The following is a 25,652-nucleotide window of genomic DNA, read 5'->3' on the forward strand; positions in this document are numbered from 1 at the left end:
GATCGTGCCGGGCCCGCGGTGTGGACCGGGGCCCGTCGGCCGTGCCGTCCTTCGTGTGGGTGACGGGATCGTCCACAACGGCCGGGTTGTCCACCAAGATCCACAAGGTGGGCGGGGGTGCGGGACCGTCGGTGCCGGAGGTGGTGCCGGATGAACGCGAAGGGCGTGGCACAGCAGGCGTTGGGGCGGTACGGCGAGGAGCTCGCGGCACGGCGGCTGACGGAGGCCGGGATGACCGTGATCGCGCGGAACTGGCGGTGCCGCAGCGGGGAGATCGACATCGTCGCCCGCGACGGGGAGGCCTTCGTCGTGTGCGAGGTCAAGACCCGCCGGGAGGGCGACTTCGAACACCCCATGGCCGCGCTGCGGCCCGGCAAGGCCGAGCGGTTGCGCCGGCTCGCCGGCCGCTGGCTTGCGGACCACGGCGGACCACCCCCGGGCGGGGTGCGCATCGACCTGGTGGGAGTCCTGCTGCCGCGGCGCGGCGCGCCCGTGGTGGAGCACGTCAGGGGGGTGGCCTGATGGGATTCGCACGAGCCTGCTCGGTGGCCCTGGTCGGCGTCGACGGCGTGGTGGTGGAGGTCCAGGCCGACCTGGAACCCGGGGTCGCGGCCTTCACCCTGGTGGGGCTGCCCGACAAGACCCTGGTCGAGAGCCGGGACCGGGTGCGCGCGGCCGTGGTCAACTCGGGTGCCGCCTGGCCGCAGAAGAAACTCACGGTGGGCCTCAGTCCGGCCTCCGTGCCCAAGAGCGGCGCCGGTTTCGATCTCGCCGTCGCCGCGGCGGTGCTCGGAGCGGCCGAGGTGGTCGACCCCGGCGCGATCGCCGATCTCGTACTCATCGGGGAGCTGGGCCTGGACGGCCGGGTGCGCCCGGTCCGGGGGATCCTGCCGGCCGTCCTGGCCGCGTCGGAGGCCGGGTACCGGCAGGTGGTGGTGCCGCAGCAGTGCGCCGCCGAGGCCGCGCTCGTGCCGGAGGTCTCGGTGCTCGGGGTCCGCAGTCTGCGCCAGCTGATCGCGGTCCTGACGGACGCGCCCGTCCCCGAGGAGGGCGACCTCGACGCCGGCCCCACCCCCGGTCGTCCCGACCCGATACTGGCGGGGCTGCTGGTGCCGGGGGCGGGGCTGGCAGCGGGTCTCGGCGGCCAGGGCCGTTCCGGTGCGGGCGACGTGCCGGACTTCCCCGACCTCGCGGACGTCGCCGGGCAGCACGCCGCGCGCCGTGCCCTGGAAGTGGCGGCCACCGGAGGTCACCACCTCTTCCTCAGCGGCCCGCCCGGAGCGGGCAAGACGATGCTGGCCGAGCGGCTGCCCTGGATCCTGCCCCCGCTGACCCGCCAGGAGTCGGTGGAGGTGACGGCGGTCCACTCGGTGGCGGGGATCCTGCCACCCGGAGAACCGCTGGTCGCCAGGGCGCCCTACTGCGCACCGCACCATTCGGCGACCATGCAGTCGCTGGTCGGCGGCGGGAACGGAGTCCCGAGGCCCGGGGCGGTCTCCCTGGCCCACCGGGGCGTGCTCTTCCTCGACGAGGCCGCTGAGTTCCACGGCCGGGCACTGGACGCGTTGCGCCAGCCCCTCGAATCGGGCCACGTGGTCATCGCCCGCGCGGCCGGGGTGGTCCGGCTCCCGGCCCGTTTCCTGATGGTGCTCGCCGCCAACCCCTGCCCGTGCGGGCGCCACACCCTCCAGGGGGCCGGGTGCGAATGCCCGCCCTCGGTGATCAGGCGCTACCAGGGCAGGCTGTCCGGGCCGCTGCTCGACCGGGTGGACCTGCGGGTGGAAGTCGAGCCCGTGACCCGGTCCGATCTGCTGGGACAGGGCGGCCGGGGGGAATCCACCGAGAAGGTCTCCGACCGGGTGCGGGAGGCCAGGGACCGTGCGGCGGCCCGGCTCGCCGACACCCCGTGGCGGCTCAACTCCGAGGTGCCCGGCCAGGAACTGCGCACGCGGTGGCAGGCGGGCCCCGGGGCTCTGGCCCAGGCCGAGCGGGACATGGAGCGCGGCCTGCTCACCGCCCGCGGCCTGGACCGGGTGTTGCGGGTCGCCTGGACGGTCGCCGATCTGAGGGGGCGCGACCGCCCCGAAGCGCTGGACATGGCCGTCGCACTGGAACTGAGGACCGGCATCGCCCGTGGTGCGGCCGCCGTCATGGGGGCCGGGTCATGAGCGGGACCGGGGAGGAGGAGCCGGGCGGGCCGTGCGGTTCCGGCGCCCGGAGCCCGGCCCCGACCGACGCGGCCGGACCGGAGGTGCTGGCCAGGGCCGCGTTGACACGGGTCGTGGAGCCGGGGGACGAGACCGCCGGGAGGTGGCTGCGCGAGTACGGGGCCGTGCGGCTGATACGGATGCTCACCGGGAGCCCGGATGACGGGGGCGGAGCGGTCCCGGCACCGGGCGGCGTGGGCGCCGAGCGGCTCGCCGGGTACCGCAGGCGCGCCGCGGTGGCCGATCCCCACAAGGACCTGGCGGCGGCCGCCGCGTACGGGGGCCGCTTCGTGTGCCCCGGGTCGGCGGAGTGGCCCAGCCAGCTCGACGACCTCGGCGACGCCCGGCCCGTCGGACTGTGGCTGCGGGGCCGGCCGAACCTGCGGACCTGGGCGCTGCGCTCCGTCGCCGTGGTCGGCGCCCGGGCCTGCACCCCGTACGGAGCGCACATGGCGCAGACCCTGGCCGCCGGGCTCGCCGAGCGCGGCTGGGTCGTCGTCTCCGGAGGCGCGTACGGGATCGACGGCGCCGCCCACCGCGGGGCCCTCGCCCCGGGCGGCGCCACCGCGGCGGTGCTCGCCTGCGGGGCGGACGTCGCCTATCCGCGCGGACACGCCGAGTTGCTCGGCCGGATCGCGGGTCAGGGGCTGGTCCTCGGGGAACTGCCACCCGGCAGCCATCCCACCCCCAGCCGCTTCGTCCTGCGCAACCGGGTCATCGCCGCCCTCACCCGGGGCACCGTCGTGGTCGAGGCGGCCCACCGCAGCGGATCACTGGTCACCGCCCGCCGGGCCCAGAAGCTCGGCCGGTTCACCATGGGCGTCCCCGGGCCCGCCACCAGCGGGCTCTCCGCCGGCGTGCACGAACTGCTGAGGGGCGGGGCCGAGCTGGTCACCGACGCGGCCGAGGTGGTCGAGCTGGTCGGCGCCATGGGCGAGTTGGCCCCCGAGCGGCGCGGACCGCTGCTCGCCCGGGACCTCCTCGACCGCGACACCGCCAGGGTGCTCGAAGCACTCCCCGCCGGCCGGCCCGCGCGGGTGGCGGAGTTGGCACTTGCCTCCGGCACCGGCACCGATGAAGTCATCGGCAGACTGTACGAACTTCACTCTCTGGGGTTCGTCGAACGGCAGGGCGACGACTGGCAGTTGAGCAGACAAACGGCTGGAGGAGGCACACAAACCGGGGATGTCCGGCGAGGCGGTGGTTGACCTGGGGCGTTCCGGTGAAAGAGTGAAAGCGATGAGAGACGCGGTCTTCCCGATGCGGGCTGCCGGGACCGAGCGCCAGGCGCCGGTCCCGGGTCGCCGGCGCGAGTCGGGACGCGCCTGCGCCCCCGCCCGATCCCGTACTCTTCGCGCACCGCGACACTTCCGTCACGCTACGTTCCCAAGGAATCCCGCTCCGGCAAAGGCGAAGCATGCCCCAGCACACCTCAGGGTCTGACCGCGCTGCGGTGCCCCCCGCTGCCCGCGGCAGCGAGCGGTCCACCGCGCCCTCGTCCCTGGAGGTGCTGTGGCGCTCGTACAAGGCCTCGGGTGACGAGCGGCTGCGGGAGCAGCTGATCCTCCACTACTCCCCGCTGGTCAAGTACGTCGCCGGCCGCGTGAGCGTGGGTCTTCCGCCCAATGTGGAACAGGCCGACTTCGTCTCCTCCGGGGTCTTCGGACTGATCGACGCCATCGAGAAGTTCGACATCGAGCGGTCGATCAAGTTCGAGACCTACGCGATCACCCGCATCCGCGGCGCGATGATCGACGAGCTGCGGGCGCTGGACTGGATCCCGCGATCGGTGCGGCAGAAGGCACGGGCCGTGGAGCGCGCCTACGCCACGTTGGAAGCGCAGCTGCGGCGCACTCCCACGGAGGGCGAAGTCGCGGGGGAGATGGGGATCGGGGTGGAGGACCTCCACGCCGTGTTCAGCCAGTTGTCACTGGCGAACGTGGTCGCCCTGGAGGAACTCCTGCACGTGGGCGGCGAGGGCGGCGACCGGCTCTCGCTCATGGACACCCTGGAGGACACCGCCGCCGACAACCCGGTGGAGGTGGCGGAGGACCGCGAGCTCAGGCGCCTGCTGGCGCGCGCCATCAACACGCTTCCCGAGCGCGAGAAGACGGTGGTGACCCTCTACTACTACGAGGGGCTCACGCTGGCCGAGATCGGCAACGTGCTGGGCGTCACCGAGAGCCGGGTCAGCCAGATCCACACCAAGTCGGTGCTGCAACTCCGGGCGAAGTTGGCGGACGTGGGGCGTTGAGCTTGCGGTACCTCCGTAGAGTGGACGTGTGCCCAGGATTCGAGCGGCCTCCGTGGCCGAGCACCGGTCGATGCAGCGCGGCGCCCTTCTGGACGCCGCGCGAACCCTGCTGTCCGAAGGCGGTACGGAGGCACTGACCTTCCCCGCCCTCGCGGAGCGGACCGGGCTGGCCCGGTCGTCCGTCTACGAGTACTTCCGCTCCCGCGCGGCCGTGGTCGAAGAGCTGTGCGCGGTGGACTTCCCCGTGTGGGCCGCCGAGATCGAGGCGGCGATGGAGGCCGCGGAGGCGCCGGAGGCGAAGATCGAGGCCTATGTCCGGAGCCAGCTGGGGCTGGTGGGGGACCGGCGACACCGCGCCGTGGTGGCCATCTCCGCGAGCGAGCTGGACGCCGGGGCACGGGAGAAGATCCGCGCGGCCCACGGGGGGCTCGTCGCGATGATCGTCGAGGCCTTGGCCGCCCTCGGGCAGCGCGAGCCGAAACTCGCCGCGATGCTGTTGCAGGGTGTCGTGGACGCGGCTGTGCGGAGGATCGAACTCGGGGCCGCCGAGGATCCCGCCGTCGTCACGGAGACGGCCGTGGCCATGGCCCTGCGGGGCGTCCGGGGCTGAGGCCCCCGGGGCTCCGCCCCGGACCCCGCGCATCGAACGCCGGCGGGGCCGAGTGCAGCGGCAGCAGGCGGGGTGTGGGGCGGGGGAGGAGGGTGAGGGGGTTGAGGTACTCCTCGCCCCTCAGGAGGCCCCAGTGGAGGCAGGGGGCCGGGCAGTGGGCGCCTTCCGTGAGGACCGCGACCACCTGGCCGGCGGTGACCGCCTCGCCTTCGGAGACCAGCGCGCGGACCGGCTCGTAGGTGGTGCGCAGGCCGTTCCGGAGGGTCAGCGAGAGGACTCCGCGGCCCGCGACCGGGCCGGCGAAGTGCACCCGGCCCGCGGCCGGCGCCCGGACCTCCGCACCCACGTCGGCCGCCAGGTCCACGCCCCGGTGCCCGGCCGCGTACGGCGACGGCGGCGGGTCCCACCAGCGGACCACCGACAGTGGCCCGAGCAGCGGACGGACCCCGGGAACGGCGGCCTGGGCCACGGCCAGGAACAGGCTGATCAGCAGTGTCGTCATGTCCGGAAGCATCCCGCGGTCGCCGGGGGCGCGCGCCGGCCTGTGGACGGTCCGGGGGGTGTGGACAACGGCGTCACCCGGCATACCGCCGGGTCCCGTACACTTCTTGTGGCGATCCGGGTCACCGGGTCGACTTCGCACGCCCCAGCGCCGACCGGTTCCGGTCGGGTGGCAGCGTCTCTCGGTCCCTTCATGGGGCAGGGCGCGGTGGGGCGTCAGGAACCAAACCGAGAAACCAAGGAGATGGCCATGGCCGTCGTCACGATGCGGGAGCTGCTGGAGAGCGGCGTCCACTTCGGTCACCAGACCCGTCGTTGGAACCCGAAGATGAAGCGCTTCATCTTCACGGAGCGCAACGGCATCTACATCATCGACCTGCTGCAGTCGCTGTCGTACATCGACCGCGCCTACGAGTTCGTGAAGGAGACCGTCGCGCACGGTGGCTCCATCATGTTCGTCGGTACCAAGAAGCAGGCCCAGGAGGCCATCGCCGAGCAGGCGACGCGCGTTGGCATGCCGTACGTCAACCAGCGTTGGCTCGGTGGCATGCTCACCAACTTCTCCACCGTCTACAAGCGCCTCCAGCGTCTGAAGGAGCTTGAGGCGATCGACTTCGAGGACGTCGCCGCCTCGGGTCTCACCAAGAAGGAGCTCCTGGTCCTCTCCCGCGAGAAGGCCAAGCTGGAGAAGACCCTCGGTGGTATCCGCGAGATGTCGAAGGTCCCCAGCGCCGTCTGGATCGTCGACACCAAGAAGGAGCACATCGCCGTCGGTGAGGCGCGCAAGCTCCACATCCCGGTCGTCGCGATCCTCGACACCAACTGCGACCCCGACGAGGTCGACTACAAGATCCCGGGCAACGACGACGCGATCCGCTCCGTCACCCTGCTCACCCGCGTGATCGCCGACGCCGTCGCCGAGGGCCTCATCGCCCGCTCCGGCGCTGCGACCGGTGACTCGAAGCCGGGCGAGAAGGCCGCCGCCGAGCCGCTCGCCGAGTGGGAGCGCGACCTGCTCGAGGGCGACAAGAAGGCCGACGACGCCGAGGCCACTCCGGCCGCCGAGGCCGCTGTCGAGGCCCCGGCCGCCGACGCCGAGCAGGCCTGACCCTCTGAGAGAGCCCGGCGTTCACTCGCCGGGCACTCGCAGCACGGACGATGACGGCGGGGGAGCCGCGCCAAAAGCGCGGCGCCTCCGCCGTTCACCCGTAGATCTACGACTTCGAGAGAGAATCACAGACTCATGGCGAACTACACCGCCGCTGACGTCAAGAAGCTCCGCGAGCTCACCGGCGCCGGCATGCTGGACTGCAAGAACGCGCTCGTGGACGCCGACGGTGACGTCGACAAGGCCCAGGAAGCCCTCCGCATCAAGGGCCAGAAGGGCGTCGCCAAGCGCGAGGGCCGTTCTGCCGAGAACGGTGCCGTCGTCTCCCTCATCGCCGACGACAACACCTCCGGTGTCATCGTCGAGCTGAAGTGCGAGACCGACTTCGTCGCCAAGGGCGAGAAGTTCCTGGCCGTCGCCAACCAGCTGGCCGCGCACGTCGCCGCCACCTCCCCGGCCGACATCGAGGCGCTGCTCGCGTCCGAGATCGAGCCCGGCAAGACCGTCACCGCTTTCGTCGACGAGGCCAACGCCAACCTCGGCGAGAAGATCGTCCTGGACCGCTTCGCGCAGTTCACCGGCGGTTACGTGACCGCGTACATGCACCGCACGATGCCCGACCTGCCGTTCCAGATCGGCGTCCTGGTCGAGCTCGACAAGGAGAACGCCGAGGTCGCCCGCGGCGTCGCGCAGCACATCGCCGCGTTCGCCCCGCAGTGGCTGTCCGCCGAGGACGTCCCGGCCGACAAGGTCGAGTCCGAGCGTCGCATCGCCGAAGAGGTCACCCGCGCGGAGGGCAAGCCCGAGGCTGCCATCGCGAAGATCGTCGAGGGTCGCGTCAACGGCTTCTTCAAGGACGCCACGCTGCTCGGCCAGGCCTACGCCCTGGACAACAAGAAGTCCGTGCAGAAGGTTCTGGACGAGGCCGGTGTCACCCTGAAGCGCTTCACCCGCATCAAGGTCGGCATCTGAGTCCGTCCGTACGCGACGGACACCGGACCCCGGTAGGGTCTGAGGCAGTCGTCCGCGTTCGCGCAGGACGACCGCAGATCTGACGAGGAGGCCATTGCCGTAGAGGGAACCGCGAGGACCCACCGGCAATGGCCTTCTTCGTATGTGCACGAGGAGATCTCCATGAATCAGGGCGTGGACCCCCACACCGCATCCGACGACAAGAGCGACCAGGCGAAGAAGGGCCGCCGCTTCATGCTGAAGCTGTCGGGCGAAGCCTTCTCCGGTGGCGGAGGACTCGGCGTCGACCCCGACGTCGTCCACGCCATCGCCCGTGAGATCGCCGCGGTGGTCCGCGACGGCGCGGAGATCGCCGTCGTGATCGGCGGCGGCAACTTCTTCCGCGGCGCCGAACTCCAGCAGCGCGGCATGGACCGGGCACGGTCCGACTACATGGGCATGCTCGGCACGGTCATGAACTGCCTCGCCCTCCAGGACTTCCTGGAGAAGGAAGGCATCGACTCCCGTGTGCAGACCGCCATCACCATGGGCCAGGTAGCGGAGCCGTACATCCCGCTGCGCGCCGTGCGCCACCTCGAGAAGGGCCGCGTCGTCATCTTCGGCGCCGGCATGGGCATGCCGTACTTCTCCACCGACACCACGGCCGCCCAGCGCGCCCTGGAGATCGACGCCGAGGCCCTGCTCATGGGCAAGAACGGCGTCGACGGGGTCTACGACTCCGACCCCAAGAAGAACCCGGACGCGGTGAAGTTCGACGCTCTGGAGTACGGCGAGGTCCTCTCGCGCGACCTCAAGGTCGCCGACGCCACGGCGATCACGCTGTGCCGCGACAACCAGCTGCCGATCCTCGTCTTCGAGCTCCTCGCCGAGGGCAATATCGCGCGCGCCGTCAAGGGTGAGAAGATCGGCACGCTTGTCAGCGACCAGGGAACCCGGGCCTGAGCCGTCCGTCGCCGGGCCGGGCCCAGCCGGGCCCTGCCCGTCCCGCCCGCCTGAACCATCCATTCAAGACATGCAGGAGCACGTGGTGACCGAAGAGATCCTCCTCGAGGCCGAGGAGAAGATGGAAAAGGCCGTCGTCGTCGCCAAGGAAGACTTCGCCGCGATTCGCACCGGCCGTGCGCACCCGGCGATGTTCAACAAGATCGTGGCGGACTACTACGGCGCCATCACGCCCATCAACCAGCTCGCCTCCTTCTCGGTGCCCGAGCCGCGCATGGCGATCGTGACCCCGTTCGACAAGAGCGCGCTGCGCAACATCGAGCAGGCCATCCGCGACTCCGACCTCGGTGTCAACCCGAGCAACGACGGCAGCATCATCCGGGTGACCTTCCCCGAGCTGACGCAGGACCGCCGCAAGGAGTACATCAAGGTCGCGCGTACCAAGGCCGAGGACTCCAAGGTCTCGATCCGCGCCGTCCGCCGCAAGGCGAAGGACGCCCTCGACAAGCTCGTCAAGGACAAGGAAGCCGGCGAGGACGAGGTGCGCCGCGCGGAGAAGGAGCTCGACGACACCACCGCGAAGTACGTCGCGCAGGTGGACGAGCTCCTGAAGCACAAGGAATCCGAGCTGCTCGAAGTCTGATGAACGACTCTTCCTGGCAGCCGGAGCCGGTTCCGGCGGGTCCCGCATACGATGCGCTGGTGGGCCCGCACACTCGGCCCATGCCCATCGTGCCCGATGCCGCCGGCCGTGACTTCGACGACCGGGAAGCACGCGATCGGGGGGCCGCCCCGGACGGCGGTCCCCTCTTCCGCGACGAGACGCCGCCGCAGGAGCCCATGCCCAGCCCCCCGCCCCCGCCTTCGCCGGCACCGCAGGACCCTCCGCCCCCGCCGCAGAAGAAGCGCGCGGGGCGGGACCTGCGCGCCGCCATAGGGGTCGGCGTCGGCCTCGGCGCGGTGATCTTCGCTTCGCTCTTCATCGTCAAGGCGGTCTTCGTCGGCGTCGTCGTCGTCGCGGTCGTCGTGGGCCTGTGGGAGCTCACCTCCCGGCTGCAGGAGAAGAAGGGCATCAAGGCCCCTCTCGTCCCGCTCGCCGTGGGCGGCGCGGCCATGGTCATCGCCGGGTACGTCCGCGGCGCCGAGGGAGCCTGGGTCGCGATGGCCCTGACCGCCCTCGCGGTGCTGGTGTGGCGGATGACCGAGCCGCCCGAGGACTACCTCAAGGACGTCACCGCGGGTGTCTTCGCGGCGTTCTACGTGCCGTTCCTCGCCACCTTCGTCGCGATGCTGCTCACCGCCGACGACGGTCCGCAGCGCGTGGTGACCTTCCTGGTGCTGACCGTGGTGAGCGACACCGGGGCCTACGCGGTGGGCTGGCGCTTCGGCAAGACGAAGCTCGCGCCGCGCATCAGCCCCGGAAAGACCCGCGAGGGGCTCTTCGGCGCCGTGGCCTTCGCCATGGCGGCGGGCGCCCTGTGCATGGAGTTCCTGATCGACGGCGGTGCCTGGTGGCAGGGCCTGCTCTTGGGCCTCGCGGTCGCGGTCAGCGCCACGCTGGGCGACCTCGGCGAGTCGATGATCAAGCGGGACCTCGGCATCAAGGACATGGGCACCCTGCTCCCGGGGCACGGCGGGATCATGGACCGCCTCGACTCCCTGCTGCCCACCGCCCCGGTGGTGTGGCTGCTGCTGGCGGCCTTCGTGGGTACGGGCTGACCTGGGAAAAGGCGTCGTAGGACGCCGGGCGGTTATTCTGGAAAGGCGCGCTGCTTCTGCGGCGCGCCTTTCGTCTTACAAGGAGTACCTGCCATGGCCCGCCCTGTTCCGGGAGAGCTCACCTTCGTCGCACCGCGCGGAGCGAAGAAGCCTCCCCGGCACCTCGCCGACCTCACGCCGGAGGAGCGCCGCGAGGCGGTCGCCGCGATCGGCGAGAAGCCCTTCCGGGCCAAGCAGCTCTCCCAGCACTACTTCGCCCGGTACGCGCACGACCCGGCCGAGTGGACCGACATCCCGGCCGCCTCCCGGGAGAAGCTCCGGCAGGAGCTGCTGCCCGAGCTGATGAACGTCGTCCGCCACATCTCCTGTGACGACGACACCACCCGCAAGACCCTGTGGAAGCTGCACGACGGCACGCTCGTCGAGTCCGTGCTGATGCGCTACCCCGACCGAGTCACCATGTGCATCTCCTCGCAGGCCGGCTGCGGCATGAACTGCCCGTTCTGCGCCACCGGCCAGGCGGGTCTGGACCGCAACCTGTCCACCGCCGAGATCGTGCACCAGATCGTCGACGGCATGCGCGCCCTGCGCGACGGCGAGGTCCCGGGCGGCCCGGCCCGACTGTCGAACATCGTCTTCATGGGCATGGGCGAGCCCCTCGCGAACTACAAGCGCGTCGTCGGTGCCATCCGCCGGCTCACCGACCCCGAGCCCGACGGTCTGGGCCTGTCCCAGCGCGGGATCACGGTCTCCACCGTCGGCCTGGTCCCGGCCATGCTGCGCTTCGCCGACGAGGGCTTCAAGTGCCGCCTCGCCGTCTCGCTGCACGCGCCCGACGACGAGCTGCGCGACACCCTGGTCCCCGTGAACACCCGCTGGAAGGTCCGCGAGGTCCTCGACGCCGCCTGGGAGTACGCCGAGAAGTCCGGCCGCCGCATCTCGATCGAGTACGCGCTGATCCGCGACATCAACGACCAGGCCTGGCGCGGTGACCTCCTGGGCCGACTGCTCAAGGGCAAGCGCGTCCACGTCAACCTGATCCCGCTGAACCCGACCCCCGGCTCCAAGTGGACCGCCTCGCGGCCCGAGGACGAGAGGGCCTTCGTCGACGCGATCGCCCGCCACGGCGTGCCGGTGACCGTACGGGACACCCGCGGCCAGGAGATCGACGGCGCGTGCGGCCAGCTGGCCGCCTCGGAGCGCTAGATTCCGGTCCTGATCGATCATCTTCGGCCACGGGGTACCCTGTGGCCGAACCAATTTCATATTCCGACAGGGGAGCGCCACAGCGCTGAGAGTGCGGTATCCGTCATCCGCAGACCCTCTGAACCTCGCCCCGGTCATTCGGGGTAGGAAGTTCGGTCACCACTCAAGCTGTTGCGCCCTGCCCGGCGTCCGCTCCCACAGAGCGCCGGTCAGGGCCGCGTCTTCTCCTGGTCATCCCAGGAGGAATCACCAGTGAGCACCACCAAGAAGATCGCGGGCGTCGCGCTCGCGGCCGCGCTGGGCGTCACCACGCTCAGCGCCTGCGGCGGCGGGGACGCCAAGGACAAGAGCGCGGGCGGGACCGAGAGCCCGAAGTCCAAGACCGTCACGCTCGTCACGCACGACTCCTTCAACGTGACCGAATCGGTCCTCAAGGAGTTCGAGCAGGAGAGCGGCTACACGGTCAAGGTGCTGAAGTCCGGGGACGCGGGCGCGGCGCTGAACCAGGAGATCCTCACCAAGGGCTCCCCGCGCGGCGACGTCTTCTTCGGCGTGGACAACACCCTGCTCTCGCGCGCCCTCGACAACGGCATCTTCACCCCGTACGAGGCCAAGGGCCTGGCCGACGTGAAGCCCGAGTACGTGCTCGACAAGCAGCACCGCGTCACCCCGATCGACACCGGCGACATCTGCGTCAACTACGACAAGGCCTACTTCGCCGACAAGAAGATCGCCCCGCCGCAGACCCTGGACGACCTGGTCAAGCCGGAGTACAAGAACCTGCTGGTCACCGAGAACGCCGCGACCTCGTCGCCCGGCCTCGGCTTCCTGCTCGCCTCCGTCGGCAAGTACGGCGAGGACGGCTGGAAGGACTACTGGAGCAAGCTGAAGGCCAACGGCGTCGAGGTCGTCGACGGCTGGGAGCAGGCCTACAACGAGCGCTTCTCCGGCTCCGCGGGCGGCAAGAAGGCCAAGGGCGACCGCCCGCTGGTCGTCTCCTACGCCTCCAGCCCGCCGGTCGAGGTGCTGTACGGCGAGCCGCAGCCGGCCGAGGCCCCGACGGGCGTCGCCACCGGGACCTGCTTCCGCCAGGTCGAGTTCGCGGGTCTGCTCAAGGGCGCGAAGAACACCGAGGGCGGCAAGGCGCTCGTGGACTTCCTGATCGGCAAGAAGTTCCAGGAGGACATGCCGCTCCAGATGTTCGTGAACCCCGTGACGAAGGACGCTTCCCTGCCGGAGCTGTTCACCAAGCACGGCGTGGTGGTCGAGAAGCCCGAGAACGTGGCCCCGGAGACCATCGCCAAGAACCGTGAGCAGTGGGTCTCGGCATGGACCGCGCTCGTCGTGAAGTAAGCGGTACCGAGGGAGCGGTTGCGGCGTCGGGGGGCGCCGCGCCGGTCCCGGCGGGGGTCGTGCGGCAACCCGTGCGCGAGTCCGGCCGGGCCACGGCCGTGCGGCTCGCGCTGATGATCGTGCCCCTGGCCTTCTTCGGGCTGTTCTTCGCCTACCCCGTCACCGCGATCCTCGGGCGCGGCCTGAAGACCGACACCGGCTGGCAGTTCGGCCGGATCGCCGAGGTGATCACCCGGCCCGACATCGCCGGCGTGCTCTGGTTCACCACGTGGCAGGCGTTGGCCTCCACCGCGCTCACGCTGCTGATCGCCCTCCCGGCGGCCTACGTCTTCGCGCGCTTCGAATTTCCCGGGAAGCAGCTGCTGCGGGCCCTGGTGACCATCCCCTTCGTGCTGCCCACCGTGGTCGTCGGCACCGCCTTCCTCGCCCTGGTCGGCCGGGGCGGGCTGCTGGACGAACTGGTGGGGGTCCGCCTCGACACCACCGTCTGGGCCATCCTCCTCGCGCACGTCTTCTTCAACTACGCCGTCGTCGTGCGCACCGTCGGCGGGCTCTGGGCCCAGCTGGACCCGCGGCAGGAAGAGGCCGCGAGGGTGCTCGGCGCCGGGCGCTTCGCCGCCTGGCGTCGGGTGACGCTGCCCGCGCTGGCCCCCGCGGTGGCCGCCGCCGCGCTGATGGTGTTCCTGTTCACCTTCAGCTCCTTCGGCGTCGTGCTGATCCTCGGCGGGCCCTCGTACTCCACGCTGGAGGTGGAGGTCTACCGGCAGACCGCGCAGCTCCTGGACCTGTCCACGGCCGCCGTGCTGACCATGGTGCAGTTCGCCGCGCTCGCCGCGATCCTCGGCATCCACGCCTGGACCGTGCGCAAGCGGGAGACCGCGCTGCGGCTCGTCGATCCGGCCCGGACCGCGCACCGGCCGCGCGGCTGGGCGCAGCGGTCCCTGCTCGGCGGGGTGCTGCTGACGGTGGCGCTGCTGATCGTGGCGCCGCTCGCGGTGCTGGTGGAACGCTCCTTCGACGCTCCCGGCGGATACGGGCTCGGCTTCTACCGGGCGCTCGGGAACGCCGGCGGCGGGACGTTCCTGGTGGCACCACTGGAGGCGATCTGGAACTCCCTCCAGTACGCGCTCGCCGCCACCGCCATCGCCCTGGTCATCGGGGGGCTGGCGGCCGCGGCGCTGACCCGGCGCGGGGGCCGCTTCGTCCGCGGCTTCGACGCGCTGCTGATGGTCCCCCTCGGGGTGTCCGCCGTGACGGTCGGCTTCGGATTCCTCATCACCCTGGACGAGCCGCCGCTGGACCTGCGGACCTCGTGGATCCTGGTGCCGCTCGCGCAGGCCCTCGTCGGCGTGCCGTTCGTCGTACGGACCATGCTGCCCGTGCTGCGCGCGGTCGACGGGCGGCTCCGGGAGGCGGCCGCGGTGCTCGGGGCGTCGCCCCTGCGGGCGTGGCGGGAGGTGGACCTGCCGCTGGTGCGCAGGGCGCTGCTGATCGCGGCCGGATTCGCCTTCGCGGTCTCGCTGGGGGAGTTCGGCGCGACCGTGTTCATCGCGCGGCCGGACCATCCGACGCTGCCCGTGGCCGTGGCGCGGCTGCTGGGGCGGGCCGGTGAGCTGAACTACGGGCAGGCGATGGCCCTGAGCACGATCCTGATGCTGGTGTGCGCGGTGTCCCTGCTGGTGCTGGAGCGGCTGCGCCCCGACAAGACCTCCGGAGAGTTCTGATGACACTGCTTCAGCTGGAAGGGGTGTCGGTCCGCTTCGGTGAGCGCGCGGTCGTGGACGCCGTCGACCTGAAGGTCGCCGAGCACGAGACCGTGTGCGTGCTGGGCCCGAGCGGAAGCGGGAAGTCCACCCTGCTGCGGGTCGTCGCCGGGCTCCAACCGGTGTCCGAGGGCCGGGTGCTGCTCGGCGGCGCGGACCAGGCAGGGGTGCCGGTGCACCGCCGTGGCGTGGGCCTGATGTTCCAGGACCACCAGCTCTTCCCGCACCGGGACGTCGGCGGGAACGTCGCGTTCGGCCTGCGGATGCGGGGTTCCTCGTACGGGCGGGGCTCGTACGCTCCCCGGGTCGCGGAGCTGCTGGAACTGGTCGGGCTCCCCGGAGCCCAGGGCCGGGCGGTGGCCTCGCTGTCGGGCGGCGAACAGCAGCGCGTCGCGCTGGCCCGGGCGCTGGCGCCCTCGCCGAGGCTGCTCATGCTGGACGAACCGCTGGGGCAGCTCGACCGGGGGCTGCGGGAGCGGCTCGTGGTGGAGCTGCGGGGGCTCTTCTCCCGGCTGGGGACGACCGTGCTGGCCGTCACCCACGACCAGGGCGAGGCGTTCGCCCTGGCCGACCGGGTGGTGGTGATGCGGGACGGGCGGATCGCGCAGGCCGGGACCCCGTTGGAGGTGTGGCAGCGGCCCGCGTCGGAGTTCGTGGCCCGCTTCCTCGGCTTCGAGAACGTGGTGCCGGCCACGGTGTCGGGCGGCGCGGCCGGTACCCCGTGGGGCAAGGTCCCGGTTCCGGCCGGCACCCCGGACGGGGAGCACCGGCTGCTGATCCGTCCGGCCGGGGTCGTGCTGTGCGCGGCCGGCCTGGGCTGCGAGGTCGTCTCCCGTACCTTCCGGGGCACGCACGTCGCGCTGCGGCTGAGGCCCGAAGCGGGGCCGGTGCTGGAGGCGGAGTGCGGACTCGCGGTGGCGCCCGCGGTGGGCGACCGGGTGGCGGTGACGTTCACGCCGACCGAGGTGGTCGTCCTGCCGGCCACCTCGGTCGGGGGCGGGCCCGGGGAGTAGGGCCCGCCGGGGTCCTCCTCAGGCCGCCCGGATGCCGTCCACGGCGATCGGCAGGTGGCGCGGGCCGCGCAGGACCGCGTTCTGCCGGTACGGCGGCGGGTCCTCCAGCAGCCTCGGGTTCTCCAGCCTGCGGGCCAGTTCGCTGAGCGCCAGCGCCGCCTCCAGCCGGGCCAGCGGCGCCCCGAAGCAGCTGTGGATGCCGCTGCCCAGGCCCAGGTGCTGGACGTCGGGGCGGTCCGGGTCGAAGCGGTCCGGGTCCTTGAACCGGCGGGGGTCGCGATTGCCGGAGGCCAGGATCAGCCAGAGCGAGGAGCCCTTGGGGATGGTCACGCCCTGCATCTCGATGTCGGCCAGCGGGGTGCGCTGCGGCAGCAGCTGCACCGGCGGCTCGTAGCGCAGCAGCTCCTCCACGATCGGGACGGCCAGCTGCGGCTCGGCGCGCAGCCGGTCCAGGACCTCCGGATGGCGCAGGAGGGTGAGCATGCCGTTCGTGATCAGGTTGACGGTGGTCTCGTGCCCGGCGATCAGCAGCAGCGCCGAGGTGCTGAGCACCTCCATCGTGCTCATGGCCCCGTCCGGCCCGTCCGCGGTCGACAGCTGGGACAGCATGTCGTCGCCGGGGTTCTTCTTCCGCTCCTCGATCAGCCCGGCCAGGTACATGCCGAGCTCCATGCGGGTGTCCTGCGTCTTCTTGATGCGCTCGTTGGGATCGGCGTCCGGATCCGGGTCCAGACTCGCCGCGAGCGTGTCCGCCCAGACGTGGAAGCGGGCCTCGTCCTCGGGCGGGATGCCCAGCAGCCGACAGATCACGGTGACCGGGAAGGGGTACGAGAACTCCTCCACCAGGTCGATGCGCGCCGCGTTGCCGTTCTCGGCGACGGAGTCGATCAGACCGGTGACGATGTCGCCCAGCTCGCCGCGCATGTCGTGGATCCGGTGCGGTGCGTGCGGCGGCCCGAAGGGGCGGTTCGTCATCCGGCGCAGCCGGTCGTGGTCGGGCGGGTCCAGCTTCAGGAAGGACGGGGGCAGGGACGCCATCCCGTCGTCCTCGCCGTCCCCCTCGCTCAGCAGGTCGGCGTCCGTGGCCGCCAGGTTGCGCGCGTCGGAGCTGATCCGAGGGTCGTGCAACAGGCTCTTGATCTCGTGGTACGTGCTGATGACGTACGGTCCGTCCCCGTCGTGGAAGACCGGGGTCTTGCGGAGCTCCTCGTACAGCGGATACGGGTTGGACCGGCTGGAGTAGTCGAGGATCTGCCGCAGGATGCCTTCAGTCATGAGAGGTCCTCGTGCTCAGTTGTGGGCCGGCGTGAACGTCATCCGCCGGTCGGCCGGTGAGTAGCCGCTCAGGGTGATGGTCGGTCCGTGCGTGGGCACCGACGGGTCGGGGAAGTCCGCGTCCAGCGGGTTGTTCCCCTCGCTCCTGCGGTCCACCGTCGCGAAGGGTGGCGGGAACGGCGCGGTCTGCTCGATCTGCTGCTCGTAGAAGTCCAGCCAACGGCACTGGTCGAACGTGACGGCGCCGATGACGCGCCCCTGGTAGCCGTAGACGCCCACGAAGCGGCGCTCGGCGCGCGAGCCCTGCGTGATGAGGATCTCGGTGCCCATCGAGGGCACCCCGACCGACTTGATGTTCACCCCGAACTGCGAGGACCAGAAGGCCGGGACCCACACGTGCGGTCGGCGGTCCACGCCCTCGCTGAGCATGTTGTGCGCCGCCGTCTCGGCCTGGGCGACGGCGTTGCCCCAGTGCTCCAGGGACAGGAACTGGTACCCGAAGAGCGCGTGCGGGGAGCGCGCCACGTCACCCGCCACGTAGATGTCGTCGGTGACGATGCCCCAGATGTTGAAGGCCCGGCAGCCCGCGTCGCAGGCGATGCCCCGCGGACCCGCACCCAGCCCGGAGCCGGTCAGCCAGTCGGTGTTGCGCTGGGCGCCGAGCGACACGACCACGACGTCGGCCTCCAGGACGCTGCCGTCCGACAGATGGGCGGCGCGCACCTGGCCGGAGGAGTCGCCCTCCAGCCGGGTCACCATGATCCCGGTCCGCAGGTCCACCCCGTTCTCGCGGTGCATCGAGGCCGCGACCTCTCCGATCACCCCGCCCAGGGCCCCGACGAGCGGTGCGTCGCCCCGCTCGGCGACCGTGACCTCAAGCCCCCGCTCCCGGCAGGCGGAGGCGATCTCGGAGCCGGTGAATCCGGCCCCGATGACCAGCACCCGGCGCGGTCCGGCCGCGAGGCGCCGCTCCAGGGCCGCCCCGTCGTCGCGGGTGCGCAGGGTGAAGACGCCTTCCAGGGACGCCTCCTCCTCGTTGGGCCACGGGCGGGCCCGTACCCCGGTGGCGATCAGCAGCCGGTCGTACTCCACCTCGTCGCCGTCGGCGAGCTTGACCCGGCGGGCCGCCATGTCCAGGCCCGTGGCCGGTACGCCGAGCCGCCACTTGGCGTCGATGTCCCGGCGGCGGGGGAGCAGCGTACGGTCCGCGGTCGCCTTGCCCAGCAGGACCTGCTTGGACAGCGGTGGGCGGTCGTACGGCTCGTAGGGCTCGTCGCCGATCATCGTGAGGGATCCGGCGAACCCCTTCTCGCGCATGGTCTCGGCGGCCCGCAGGCCGGCGAGGGAAGCGCCGACGACCACGATGCGGCCTTCGCGCTTGAGCCGCTCAAGGGCTGAGTCACCGCTCACCGGGTGCCTCCGTGGTCGACAGGGAGCCGTTCATCGCGTCCAGCAGGATGGCCCTGACCGGACAGGCGTGGACGGCGCGGACGACGTTCTCGCGGTGCTCCTCGTCGGGCTGCGGATTGTACAACAGCGACTCGTCGCCGTGCATGGTGAAGACGTCCGGGGCGAGGAACGCGCACTGGGCGTAGCCCTGACAGCGGTTGAGGTCCACGACAAGCCTCATGAGGCATCCGCCTTTCGGTGGCTGGATCTTCCCCGTCGTCCCCGAGTTCCCCGACCCCCCGTTCCCTTACCTCATCCAGCATGCATGCGGCAGCGGGGTGCGTCCTGCCGGGGAACGAACCCGCAGGTCACGGGAGGTGACGTGGGCTCTGCGGAGTCGACTGCCTACCGCGGCCGGGCCCTCATGCGCAGGATGTGGACGCTGATGACGAAGGCCCAGGCGGGGAACACCAGCTCGGACCAGGGCACGCTGGAGCCGACCACGAGCAGGACCAGGCCGGCGAGGACGCCCACCACGATCAGCGGCCGGGAGAAGACCCCGAGCCGGCGCCCCATCATCGAGGTCGAGAGGACGAAGACGGCCGCCATCCGCATCGAGTACGTCGCGAGGACCGTGTACGCGTAGTGGCGGCCGAAGTCGGAGGGGCTGTCCTCCGCCAGCACGGTTCCCGCCGCTCCGGCGGCGACGAACAGGGTGGCGGCACAGATGAAGCCGCTGCCGAGGAAGACGGTGGAGAAGAACTTGTCCTCGACCTCCCCGACGTGGGCACGCATCGCGCCCATGAACCACAGGAAGGCGATTCCGGCGAAGGGCACGATCTCCAGGGCCAGCCGCACCGCCCAGCGGTCCGCCTCGGGGACCGGCTCCCCGCCGTCGCCCGACGGGATGGCGAGCCGCATCAGGACGATCGCCGCCGCGAGCAGCACGGCGAAGGCGATGCCGGCCGCCCCGGCGGCCCGGGGCGCGTACAGCCGGGCGGTGGCGGTGTCCGTGGGGGCCATGGGCTCCTCGCTTTCTCCCCCGTCCAGCAAGCGGCAGCCGCCGGGCGTACGCCACCTGGGGGGAGCGAGCGGGTGAAGGGGCGGCCCCGGGCCGGTGCCGGCCGCCGGGCGACGGGCCGACCGCCACTGCGGGGCCCGGCGGCACCGGCAGCGGGCGGCACCGGCAGCCGGCGGCACCGGCAGCGGGCGGCCCCGCGCCTACCCGACCGCCGCCGGGACCGGGGTCTCCACCTGCGGATCGGAGCCCTCGTGCTTGCCGTACCAGGCGACGGCCACCGCACCGGCGACCGCGAGGACGAATCCGAGCACCGCCAGCCACGCCAGGCCCGGGCGCGATGCGTCGCCGAGCCACAGGACGCCGATCGCGCCCGGCAGGACCGTCTCGCCGACGACCAGCGCCGCCGTGGCGCCGTTCACCGAGCCGATCTGGAGGGCGACCGTGTGCAGGTACATGCCGCCGACACCCGCCAGCACGATGGCGTAGAGCGCGGGGTCGGACAGGAGGGTGCCGAGGTCGAACGGGTCGACCCCGTCGAGGATCCGGACGCCGACGCCCAGCGCACCGAAGCCCAGGCCCGACAGCAGACCCGCAAGGATCGCCGCCCCGCCTCCCAGGAGGCGTACGGCCACGGTGCCGCCCACCATCAGCAGCACGGTGATCCCCAGCAGCCACCAGTGGGTGGCCGTCGCAGCGTGGTGGCCGCCCTCGTGGCCCGCGGCCGTCGCCAGCAGGACCAGCGCCGTGCAGACGACCCCGATCGAGGTCCACTCCTTGCGGCTGAGGCGGATGCCGAGCATCTTCACGCTCAGCACGGCCGTGATCACCAGGTTGGCGCTGATCACCGTCTGCGACAGGAAGAGGGGAAGGAGGCGGGCGGCCAGGGCACCCAGGCCGAAGCCCACGAAGTCCAGGATCGTGCCGACGATGAACTCCCAGGTCATCGCCGCTTTCGCGGTGGACGACAGATTGGGTCCGCCATGGGCGGTCATCCCGGCCGCGGTCGGGGACATCCGCGCGGCGCGGCGCGATCCGACGGCTTGCAGCACGGAGCCCGTGCCGTAGCAGATGGATGCCGCGACAGCGGTCAGCAGGCCTATGAGCACCGAGGGCTCCGTTCACGTCTGGCAGGTTTTGCGGTACCTCTGCCAGACGTGGGAACGGGCCCCGAAGTTGCCTCGGGAAGTCAGTTCGGTTCGGTTCGGCCCATCGAGGCGAGGACGTCCGCGACCTCGTCCACCGAGTCCACGAGCGCGATCCGGGACTCCATCGACCGGCCGCGCGCCAGCGCGTGCAGCAGCGGCCAGACCGGGAGGTGCTCGGTCCAGTGGGCCCGGTCGACCAGGATCATCGGCGCCGGCTCGCCCCGCGACCCGTAGTAGTTCGGCGTGGCGCTGTCGAAGACCTCTTGTACGGTGCCCGCCGCGCCCGGCAGGAAGACCACGCCCGCGTTGGACCGGGCCAGCAGCCCGTCCTCCCGGGTGGCGTTCGCGAAGTACTTGCCGATGTGCGAGGCGAACGCGTTCGGCGGCTCGTGCCCGTAGAACCAGGTCGGGATGCCCACCGACTCGCCGCCGCCGGGCCAGCGGTCCCGCACGGCGAACGCCGCACGCGCCCATTCGGCCACCGACGGCTCGAAGAAGGGAGCCTTGGCCAGCAGCTCCAGCGCTTCGGGGAGGGCCTCGTCGGCCGCCGGGGCCAGGTAGGCGCCGAGGTTGGCGGCCTCCATCGCGCCCGGCCCGCCACCGGTGGCCACGGTCAGCCCGGACCTGGTCAGCGCCCGGCCGAGCTCGGCGGCGCCCTGGTAGGCCGGACCGCCGCGAGCCATGGCGTGGCCTCCCATCACACCCACGACACGGGCGCCGGCGAGGTGCTCGTCGAGGGCGTCCGAGACGGCGTCGTCGTGGAGCGAGCGCAGCATCGAGGAGAAGACGTCCCCGTCGGCCTTGGTCTCCTGGAACCAGGTGTACGCCTGACAGTCCGGGGTCGCCCCGTACCCTTCGGGCAGCCCGGCGAAGAGCTCCTCGGGGCTGTACAGCAGCCCCCGGTACGGGTCGAAGGGCAGGTCGGGGACGGGCGGGAAGACCAGCGCGCCGTCGGCGCGGACCTTCGCGGCCGCGTCCGGCTCCATCGGGCAGCCCAGGAACACGGCCGCGGAGGTGTCGGCGGACAGCAGCGCGAAGGTCCGCTCCAGCAGGTTGACCGATTGGATCCGGTAGCCGGCGAGCGAGCCGCGGGAGGCGACCCGGTCGAATTCGGCGAGCGTCTCGATCTCGATGTCGCTGTTTCCATTGACCATCCGGCCCACCCTAAGGGCTGCCCCGGTCAGCGGGTCAGGGCCAGCGACGTCAGCTGCGCCACACCCCAGCTGAGCGGCAGGCACACGGCCACGAGCGCCGTGGCCCGCAAACTCGCCGCCGTACGCAGCACCTTGGCCGGAGCGCCCATGCCGGTCAGCGTCTCGCGGGCCGAGGCCCGGATCTGCCTCGCCTCGACCGCGGATGTGAGAAGGGTCGCGGCCGCGCACCCGGCCACCAGGGCGGCGGCCGGCCCGGTGAGCGGACCGAGCGGCACGAGCAGCCCGCCCCCGCCGGGCAGCGCCAGCGCGGTGAGCGCGCCCGCACCGACCGCGCACAGCACCCCGAGCGGCGGGCCGAGCCGGGACGCCTCCTCCTGGAGGGCCCGTCCGGCCAGCAGCCGGAGCGCGCCCGGACGCACGGCCTGGACGAGGGCGCCGCAGGCGTAGGCGAGGCCGGGGCCGGCGAGGGCGAGGCCGACCGCGGTCAGCGACCAGCCGGTCAGCGTCCCCGTGCCGCTGCGGCCCGCGTACGCCTGGACCGCGAGCCCGCAGGCCGTCAGGGCGATGCCCCAGGGCAGCCCGGTCTGCGGGGCCATGGACGGCCGGGGGCGCAGGGTGAGGGCGGTCGCGATGGATGCGGTGAGGGGGATCACGGCCAGCAGGGTGAGGGCGGCGGCCACGGGCAGCGGCTGCTCGGCGTGCAGCAGCCGGGCCCCGGCCCCGTCGAACGGCAGCCCGGACAGATCGCCGCGCAGGTGGAGGAAGGCGGCCAGGGCCACCGCGCTGCCGAGGGTGCAGGCGACGGCGGTGGAGATCGCCGCGACGAGGACGAGCCGTACGGGTCCCAGCCCCGCGGCGTCCAGTCCCTCGCGGGGGCGGGTCGCGGGATCCGTACGGGCCACGGCGACGGAGAAGTGGACGGTCGCGGCGAGCGGGACCAGTGCCCACAGCAGGCGAGGGAACGATCCGGCAGGCCGGACCACGGCGTCCTGGAGGACGGAGAGCAGCAGGAACCCGGTGCCGGCGCAGGCGGCCGCGACGAGGAGCCGGCGCAGCTGGACCAGGGGCCGGGAGCCTCGGGCTAGGCGGAGAGCGAGCACGCGGCCTGCCCCTCCGACGTTTCGGGACCCTGTGACGGGGCGGCTGCCGCGGCTCCGGCCCAGCGGCCGTCGAGCAGGGCCAGGCGCCGGTCGGCGAGGGCGGCGCTCTCCTCGTCGTGGGTGGCCAACAGCACGGTGATCTCGTGTGAGCGGGCCGCCGTGGTCAGCGTACGGAGGAGCAGGGCGCGCTCGGCCTGGTGCAGCGGGGCCGTGGGCTCGTCGGCGAAGATCACCGCGGGCTGGTTCACGAGCGCCCGGGCCAGGGCCACCCGCTGCGACTCGGCCCGCCCCAGGGCGGTGGGCCGCTTGCGGGCGAAGCCGCCGATGTCGAGGCGGTCCAGCCATTCGCACGCGGCGTGCTTGGCACTGCGGTGGGAGGTGCCGGAGAGCAGCAGCGGCAGGGCCGCGTTCTCCCAGACCTTCAGCTCGGGCAGCAGCTGCGGTTCGGGGCCGATCCAGCCGAACCGGTCGCGGCGCAGCCGCTCCCGGGACAGCGCCCCCATGGTGTGCACGGGGAGGCTGTTGAACCAGACCTCTCCCTCGTCCGGCAGGAGCTGCCCGGAGAGGCAGCGCAGCAGGGTGGTCTTGCCGCTGCCGCGGGGGCCGGTCAGGGCCAGGATCTCGCCCTGGCGCACTCCCAGGGAGATCCCGGCGAGACCGGGAGAACCGCTGTGGGAGTACTGAAGGGACCGTGCCCACAGGACGTCATTGTCAGGCGGGGCATTGTCCGGTGGAGCCACCATGGCGTACACCTCCGTCCGGGGGAACGAAGCGGAGCCGGTTCGGTCACTGGCGCCGCATGGAGATGTAAAGAGATGAACGTCTTGGATGGCGACAGCACGCGGCCCGGACCCCCACCTCTCACTCGAAAGGGGGATCCGGGCCGTGTGGATCGGACTATTTACAGTCCGGGTGCAGCTCGGGTTACAGCTTGGTCCACGCCTCGGTGAGCACCGAGCGCAGGATGCCTTCGATCTCGTCGAAGGTGCCCTGGTCCGCGATCAGCGGCGGGGCCAGCTGGATGACCGGGTCGCCACGGTCGTCGGCGCGGCAGTACAGGCCGGCGTCGAACAGGGCCTTGGAGAGGAAGCCGTAGAGCACGCGCTCCGTCTCCTCGTCCGTGAAGGACTCCTTGGTGGCCTTGTCCTTGACGAGCTCGATGCCGTAGAAGTAGCCGTTGCCGCGGACGTCGCCGACGATCGGCAGGTCGAGCAGCTTCTCCAGCGTCGAGCGGAAGGCGTCCTCGTTGTCCAGCACGTGCTGGTTGAGGCCTTCCTTGTCGAAGATGTCGAGGTTGGCGATCGCCACCGCCGAGGACACCGGGTGTCCGCCGAAGGTGTAGCCGTGCAGGAAGGTGTTCTCACCCTTGTAGAACGGCTCGGCGATGCGGTCCGAGACGATGCAGGCACCGATCGGGGAGTAACCCGAGGTCATGCCCTTGGCGCAGGTGATCATGTCCGGCACGTAGCCGAACTTGTCACAGGCGAACATCGTGCCGAGGCGGCCGAAGGCGCAGATCGTCTCGTCGGAGACGAGCAGCACGTCGTACTCGTCGCAGATCTCGCGGACCCGCTGGAAGTACCCGGGCGGCGGCGGGAAGCAGCCACCGGCGTTCTGCACCGGCTCCAGGAAGACGGCGGCGACGGTGTCGGCGCCCTCGAACAGGATCTCCTGCTCGATCTGGTCGGCGCACCAGCGGCCGAAGGCCTCGGGGTCGTCGCCGTAGATCGGGGCGCGGTAGATGTTGGTGTTCGGCACCTTGTGCGCACCGGGGACCAGCGGCTCGAAGGGGGCCTTCAGGGCCGGCAGACCGGTGATGGACAGGGCGCCCTGCGGGGTGCCGTGGTAGGCGACCGCACGCGAGATGACCTTGTACTTGGTGTGCTTGCCCTGCAGCTTGTAGAACTGCTTGGCGAGCTTCCAGGCGGTCTCGACGGCCTCGCCGCCACCGGTGGTGAAGAAGACCTTGTTCAGGTCGCCCGGAGCGTAGTTCGCGAGGCGCTCGGCGAGCTCCACGGCCTGCGGGTGGGCGTACGACCACACGGGGAAGAAGGCGAGCTGCTGCGCCTGGTTGTAGGCGACCTCGGCCAGCTCCTTGCGGCCGTGGCCGGCGTTGACCACGAACAGGCCGGCGAGGCCGTCGAGGTAGCGCTTGCCCTTGTCGTCGAAGATGTAGGTGCCCTCACCGCGCACGATGGTGGGGACGGGTGCGTTCTCGTACGACGACATGCGGGTGAAGTGCATCCACAGGTGGTCGTACGCGGTCTTGGAGAGGTCCTGGCTCACGGGCTATCGAGTTCCCCACATGTAGGTCTGCTTCTTGAGCTTCAGATAAACGAAGCTTTCGGTTGATCGCACGCCGGGGAGCGTGCGGATCTTCTTGTTGATCGTTTCGAGCAGGTGGTCGTCGTCCTCGCAGACGATCTCCACCATCAGGTCGAACGACCCCGCGGTCATCACCACGTATTCGCACTCGGCCATGGCGGTCAACGCGTCGGCCACCGGGTCGAGGTCTCCCTCGACGTTGATGCCGACCATCGCCTGGCGCCGCAGGCCCACGGTGAGCGGGTCGGTGACGGCGACGATCTGCATGACGCCCTGGTCGAGCAGCTTCTGTACGCGCTGGCGTACGGCGGCTTCGGAGAGGCCGACGGCCTTGCCGATCGATGCATAGGGACGGCGGCCGTCCTCCTGCAGTTGCTCGATGATCGCCAGGGACACAGCATCGACCGAAGGGGACGGTTGTCTGTTCCTGGAATCTGCGCTTCGACTGACCACGACCTCACTGTGCACGAGGGTCGTCTGTTCCGCAAGACGGAATCGATGAAATCCGTTGTTTGCCGACCCGGATCTCACTGATTTCGTAGTTGGTAGCGTCTGGGTCTGTCGAAAGCGTCGCCCGAGGGGCTAGGCTTGGGAT

Annotated in this window: 25 protein-coding genes and 1 riboswitch; of the genes, 14 read left to right on the forward strand and 11 right to left on the reverse strand. The window is 71.5% G+C overall.

Annotated features, from left to right (window positions below; all coding sequences use genetic code 11):
* Nucleotides 1-150: 150 nt before the first annotated feature.
* From ACFYZL_RS22830 to ACFYZL_RS22850, 5 genes are all read left to right on the forward strand, one after another.
* Nucleotides 151-522 carry a YraN family protein gene (locus tag ACFYZL_RS22830; protein ID WP_384580065.1) on the forward strand — a complete coding sequence of 124 codons (372 nt, stop codon included), beginning with the start codon at nt 151-153 and terminating at the stop codon, nt 520-522.
* Entirely contained in the window at nt 522-2,168 is a 1,647-nt protein-coding gene (locus ACFYZL_RS22835; protein ID WP_384745187.1) for a YifB family Mg chelatase-like AAA ATPase, read from the forward strand. Before ACFYZL_RS22830 ends, ACFYZL_RS22835 begins: the two co-directional genes overlap by 1 nt.
* Complete coding sequence (gene dprA, locus ACFYZL_RS22840) at nt 2,165-3,415, forward strand: DNA-processing protein DprA (protein ID WP_388681253.1); 1,251 nt, start codon at nt 2,165-2,167, stop codon at nt 3,413-3,415. Before ACFYZL_RS22835 ends, dprA begins: the two co-directional genes overlap by 4 nt.
* 209 nt (nt 3,416-3,624) lie before the next feature.
* Entirely contained in the window at nt 3,625-4,461 is an 837-nt protein-coding gene (gene whiG / locus ACFYZL_RS22845; RefSeq protein WP_384745185.1) for an RNA polymerase sigma factor WhiG, read from the forward strand.
* 70 nt (nt 4,462-4,531) lie between these two features.
* On the forward strand, nt 4,532-5,071 hold the full coding sequence (locus tag ACFYZL_RS22850; RefSeq protein ID WP_384580122.1) for a helix-turn-helix domain-containing protein: 540 nt from the start codon (nt 4,532-4,534) through the stop codon (nt 5,069-5,071).
* Here the strand turns inward: ACFYZL_RS22850 and ACFYZL_RS22855 are convergent.
* Nucleotides 5,025-5,573 (reverse strand): M23 family metallopeptidase, encoded by a 549-nt coding sequence (locus ACFYZL_RS22855; protein WP_384745183.1) that lies wholly within the window; start codon nt 5,571-5,573, stop codon nt 5,025-5,027. The genes ACFYZL_RS22850 and ACFYZL_RS22855 overlap by 47 nt on opposite strands.
* A gap of 249 nt (nt 5,574-5,822) precedes the next feature.
* Here ACFYZL_RS22855 and rpsB point away from each other — a divergent pair, with 249 nt between their 5' ends.
* The 9 genes from rpsB to ACFYZL_RS22900 all read left to right on the forward strand — a co-directional run bounded on the left by rpsB (nt 5,823) and on the right by ACFYZL_RS22900 (nt 15,648).
* Nucleotides 5,823-6,680, forward strand: coding sequence for a 30S ribosomal protein S2 (gene rpsB, locus ACFYZL_RS22860; RefSeq protein ID WP_388681256.1), 858 nt, complete (start codon nt 5,823-5,825; stop codon nt 6,678-6,680).
* Nucleotides 6,681-6,815: 135 nt separating this feature from the next.
* Entirely contained in the window at nt 6,816-7,652 is an 837-nt protein-coding gene (tsf, locus tag ACFYZL_RS22865) for a translation elongation factor Ts (protein ID WP_031148742.1), read from the forward strand.
* A 162-nt stretch (nt 7,653-7,814) separates the two neighbouring features.
* Nucleotides 7,815-8,594: a UMP kinase gene (gene pyrH / locus ACFYZL_RS22870; RefSeq protein ID WP_384580049.1), complete on the forward strand. Its 780-nt coding sequence runs from the start codon at nt 7,815-7,817 to the stop codon at nt 8,592-8,594.
* An 85-nt stretch (nt 8,595-8,679) separates the two neighbouring features.
* On the forward strand, nt 8,680-9,237 hold the full coding sequence (gene frr / locus ACFYZL_RS22875) for a ribosome recycling factor (RefSeq protein WP_384745243.1): 558 nt from the start codon (nt 8,680-8,682) through the stop codon (nt 9,235-9,237).
* A complete protein-coding gene (locus tag ACFYZL_RS22880) occupies nt 9,237-10,313 on the forward strand; it encodes a phosphatidate cytidylyltransferase (RefSeq protein ID WP_384745179.1) in 1,077 nt (358 codons plus the stop codon). Before frr ends, ACFYZL_RS22880 begins: the two co-directional genes overlap by 1 nt.
* 93 nt (nt 10,314-10,406) lie before the next feature.
* The gene (rlmN, locus tag ACFYZL_RS22885; RefSeq protein ID WP_384745178.1) at nt 10,407-11,519 is read left to right on the forward strand and encodes a 23S rRNA (adenine(2503)-C(2))-methyltransferase RlmN; all 1,113 of its coding nucleotides are present in this window, start codon (nt 10,407-10,409) and stop codon (nt 11,517-11,519) included.
* A gap of 58 nt (nt 11,520-11,577) precedes the next feature.
* Nucleotides 11,578-11,687: riboswitch (TPP riboswitch) on the forward strand.
* A gap of 84 nt (nt 11,688-11,771) precedes the next feature.
* Complete coding sequence (locus tag ACFYZL_RS22890) at nt 11,772-12,872, forward strand: thiamine ABC transporter substrate binding subunit (RefSeq protein WP_384580044.1); 1,101 nt, start codon at nt 11,772-11,774, stop codon at nt 12,870-12,872.
* 113 nt (nt 12,873-12,985) lie between these two features.
* Nucleotides 12,986-14,596: an ABC transporter permease gene (locus tag ACFYZL_RS22895; RefSeq protein WP_384745241.1), complete on the forward strand. Its 1,611-nt coding sequence runs from the start codon at nt 12,986-12,988 to the stop codon at nt 14,594-14,596.
* Nucleotides 14,596-15,648, forward strand: a complete 1,053-nt coding sequence (locus ACFYZL_RS22900; RefSeq protein WP_388681262.1) for an ABC transporter ATP-binding protein — start codon at nt 14,596-14,598, stop codon at nt 15,646-15,648. Before ACFYZL_RS22895 ends, ACFYZL_RS22900 begins: the two co-directional genes overlap by 1 nt.
* A gap of 18 nt (nt 15,649-15,666) precedes the next feature.
* Here ACFYZL_RS22900 and ACFYZL_RS22905 read toward each other — a convergent pair whose 3' ends face one another.
* The 10 genes from ACFYZL_RS22905 to ACFYZL_RS22950 all read right to left on the reverse strand — a co-directional run bounded on the left by ACFYZL_RS22905 (nt 15,667) and on the right by ACFYZL_RS22950 (nt 25,525).
* Nucleotides 15,667-16,923, reverse strand: coding sequence for a cytochrome P450 (locus ACFYZL_RS22905; protein WP_384745173.1), 1,257 nt, complete (start codon nt 16,921-16,923; stop codon nt 15,667-15,669).
* A gap of 15 nt (nt 16,924-16,938) precedes the next feature.
* On the reverse strand, nt 16,939-18,333 hold the full coding sequence (locus ACFYZL_RS22910) for an NAD(P)/FAD-dependent oxidoreductase (protein WP_388681265.1): 1,395 nt from the start codon (nt 18,331-18,333) through the stop codon (nt 16,939-16,941).
* Nucleotides 18,323-18,553: a ferredoxin gene (locus tag ACFYZL_RS22915; RefSeq protein WP_384745169.1), complete on the reverse strand. Its 231-nt coding sequence runs from the start codon at nt 18,551-18,553 to the stop codon at nt 18,323-18,325. Before ACFYZL_RS22915 ends, ACFYZL_RS22910 begins: the two co-directional genes overlap by 11 nt.
* Nucleotides 18,554-18,717: 164 nt before the next feature.
* Nucleotides 18,718-19,335 carry a hypothetical protein gene (locus tag ACFYZL_RS22920; RefSeq protein WP_388681268.1) on the reverse strand — a complete coding sequence of 206 codons (618 nt, stop codon included), beginning with the start codon at nt 19,333-19,335 and terminating at the stop codon, nt 18,718-18,720.
* A 198-nt stretch (nt 19,336-19,533) separates the two neighbouring features.
* Nucleotides 19,534-20,439 carry a hypothetical protein gene (locus ACFYZL_RS22925; RefSeq protein ID WP_388681271.1) on the reverse strand — a complete coding sequence of 302 codons (906 nt, stop codon included), beginning with the start codon at nt 20,437-20,439 and terminating at the stop codon, nt 19,534-19,536.
* A gap of 80 nt (nt 20,440-20,519) precedes the next feature.
* Nucleotides 20,520-21,632: an LOG family protein gene (locus tag ACFYZL_RS22930; RefSeq protein ID WP_388681274.1), complete on the reverse strand. Its 1,113-nt coding sequence runs from the start codon at nt 21,630-21,632 to the stop codon at nt 20,520-20,522.
* A 26-nt stretch (nt 21,633-21,658) separates the two neighbouring features.
* Entirely contained in the window at nt 21,659-22,732 is a 1,074-nt protein-coding gene (locus ACFYZL_RS22935) for a hypothetical protein (protein ID WP_388681277.1), read from the reverse strand.
* A complete protein-coding gene (locus ACFYZL_RS22940) occupies nt 22,714-23,475 on the reverse strand; it encodes an ABC transporter ATP-binding protein (protein WP_384746437.1) in 762 nt (253 codons plus the stop codon). The genes ACFYZL_RS22935 and ACFYZL_RS22940 overlap by 19 nt, the downstream gene beginning before the upstream one ends.
* Nucleotides 23,476-23,656: 181 nt before the next feature.
* Nucleotides 23,657-25,018: an aspartate aminotransferase family protein gene (locus tag ACFYZL_RS22945; protein ID WP_384746438.1), complete on the reverse strand. Its 1,362-nt coding sequence runs from the start codon at nt 25,016-25,018 to the stop codon at nt 23,657-23,659.
* Between the two features lie 3 nt (nt 25,019-25,021).
* On the reverse strand, nt 25,022-25,525 hold the full coding sequence (locus ACFYZL_RS22950; protein ID WP_007266859.1) for an Lrp/AsnC family transcriptional regulator: 504 nt from the start codon (nt 25,523-25,525) through the stop codon (nt 25,022-25,024).
* Nucleotides 25,526-25,652 lie beyond the last annotated feature (127 nt).

This window comes from Streptomyces sp. NPDC001717 (genome assembly GCF_042892775.1).
Classification (GTDB): Bacteria; Actinomycetota; Actinomycetes; order Streptomycetales; family Streptomycetaceae; genus Streptomyces.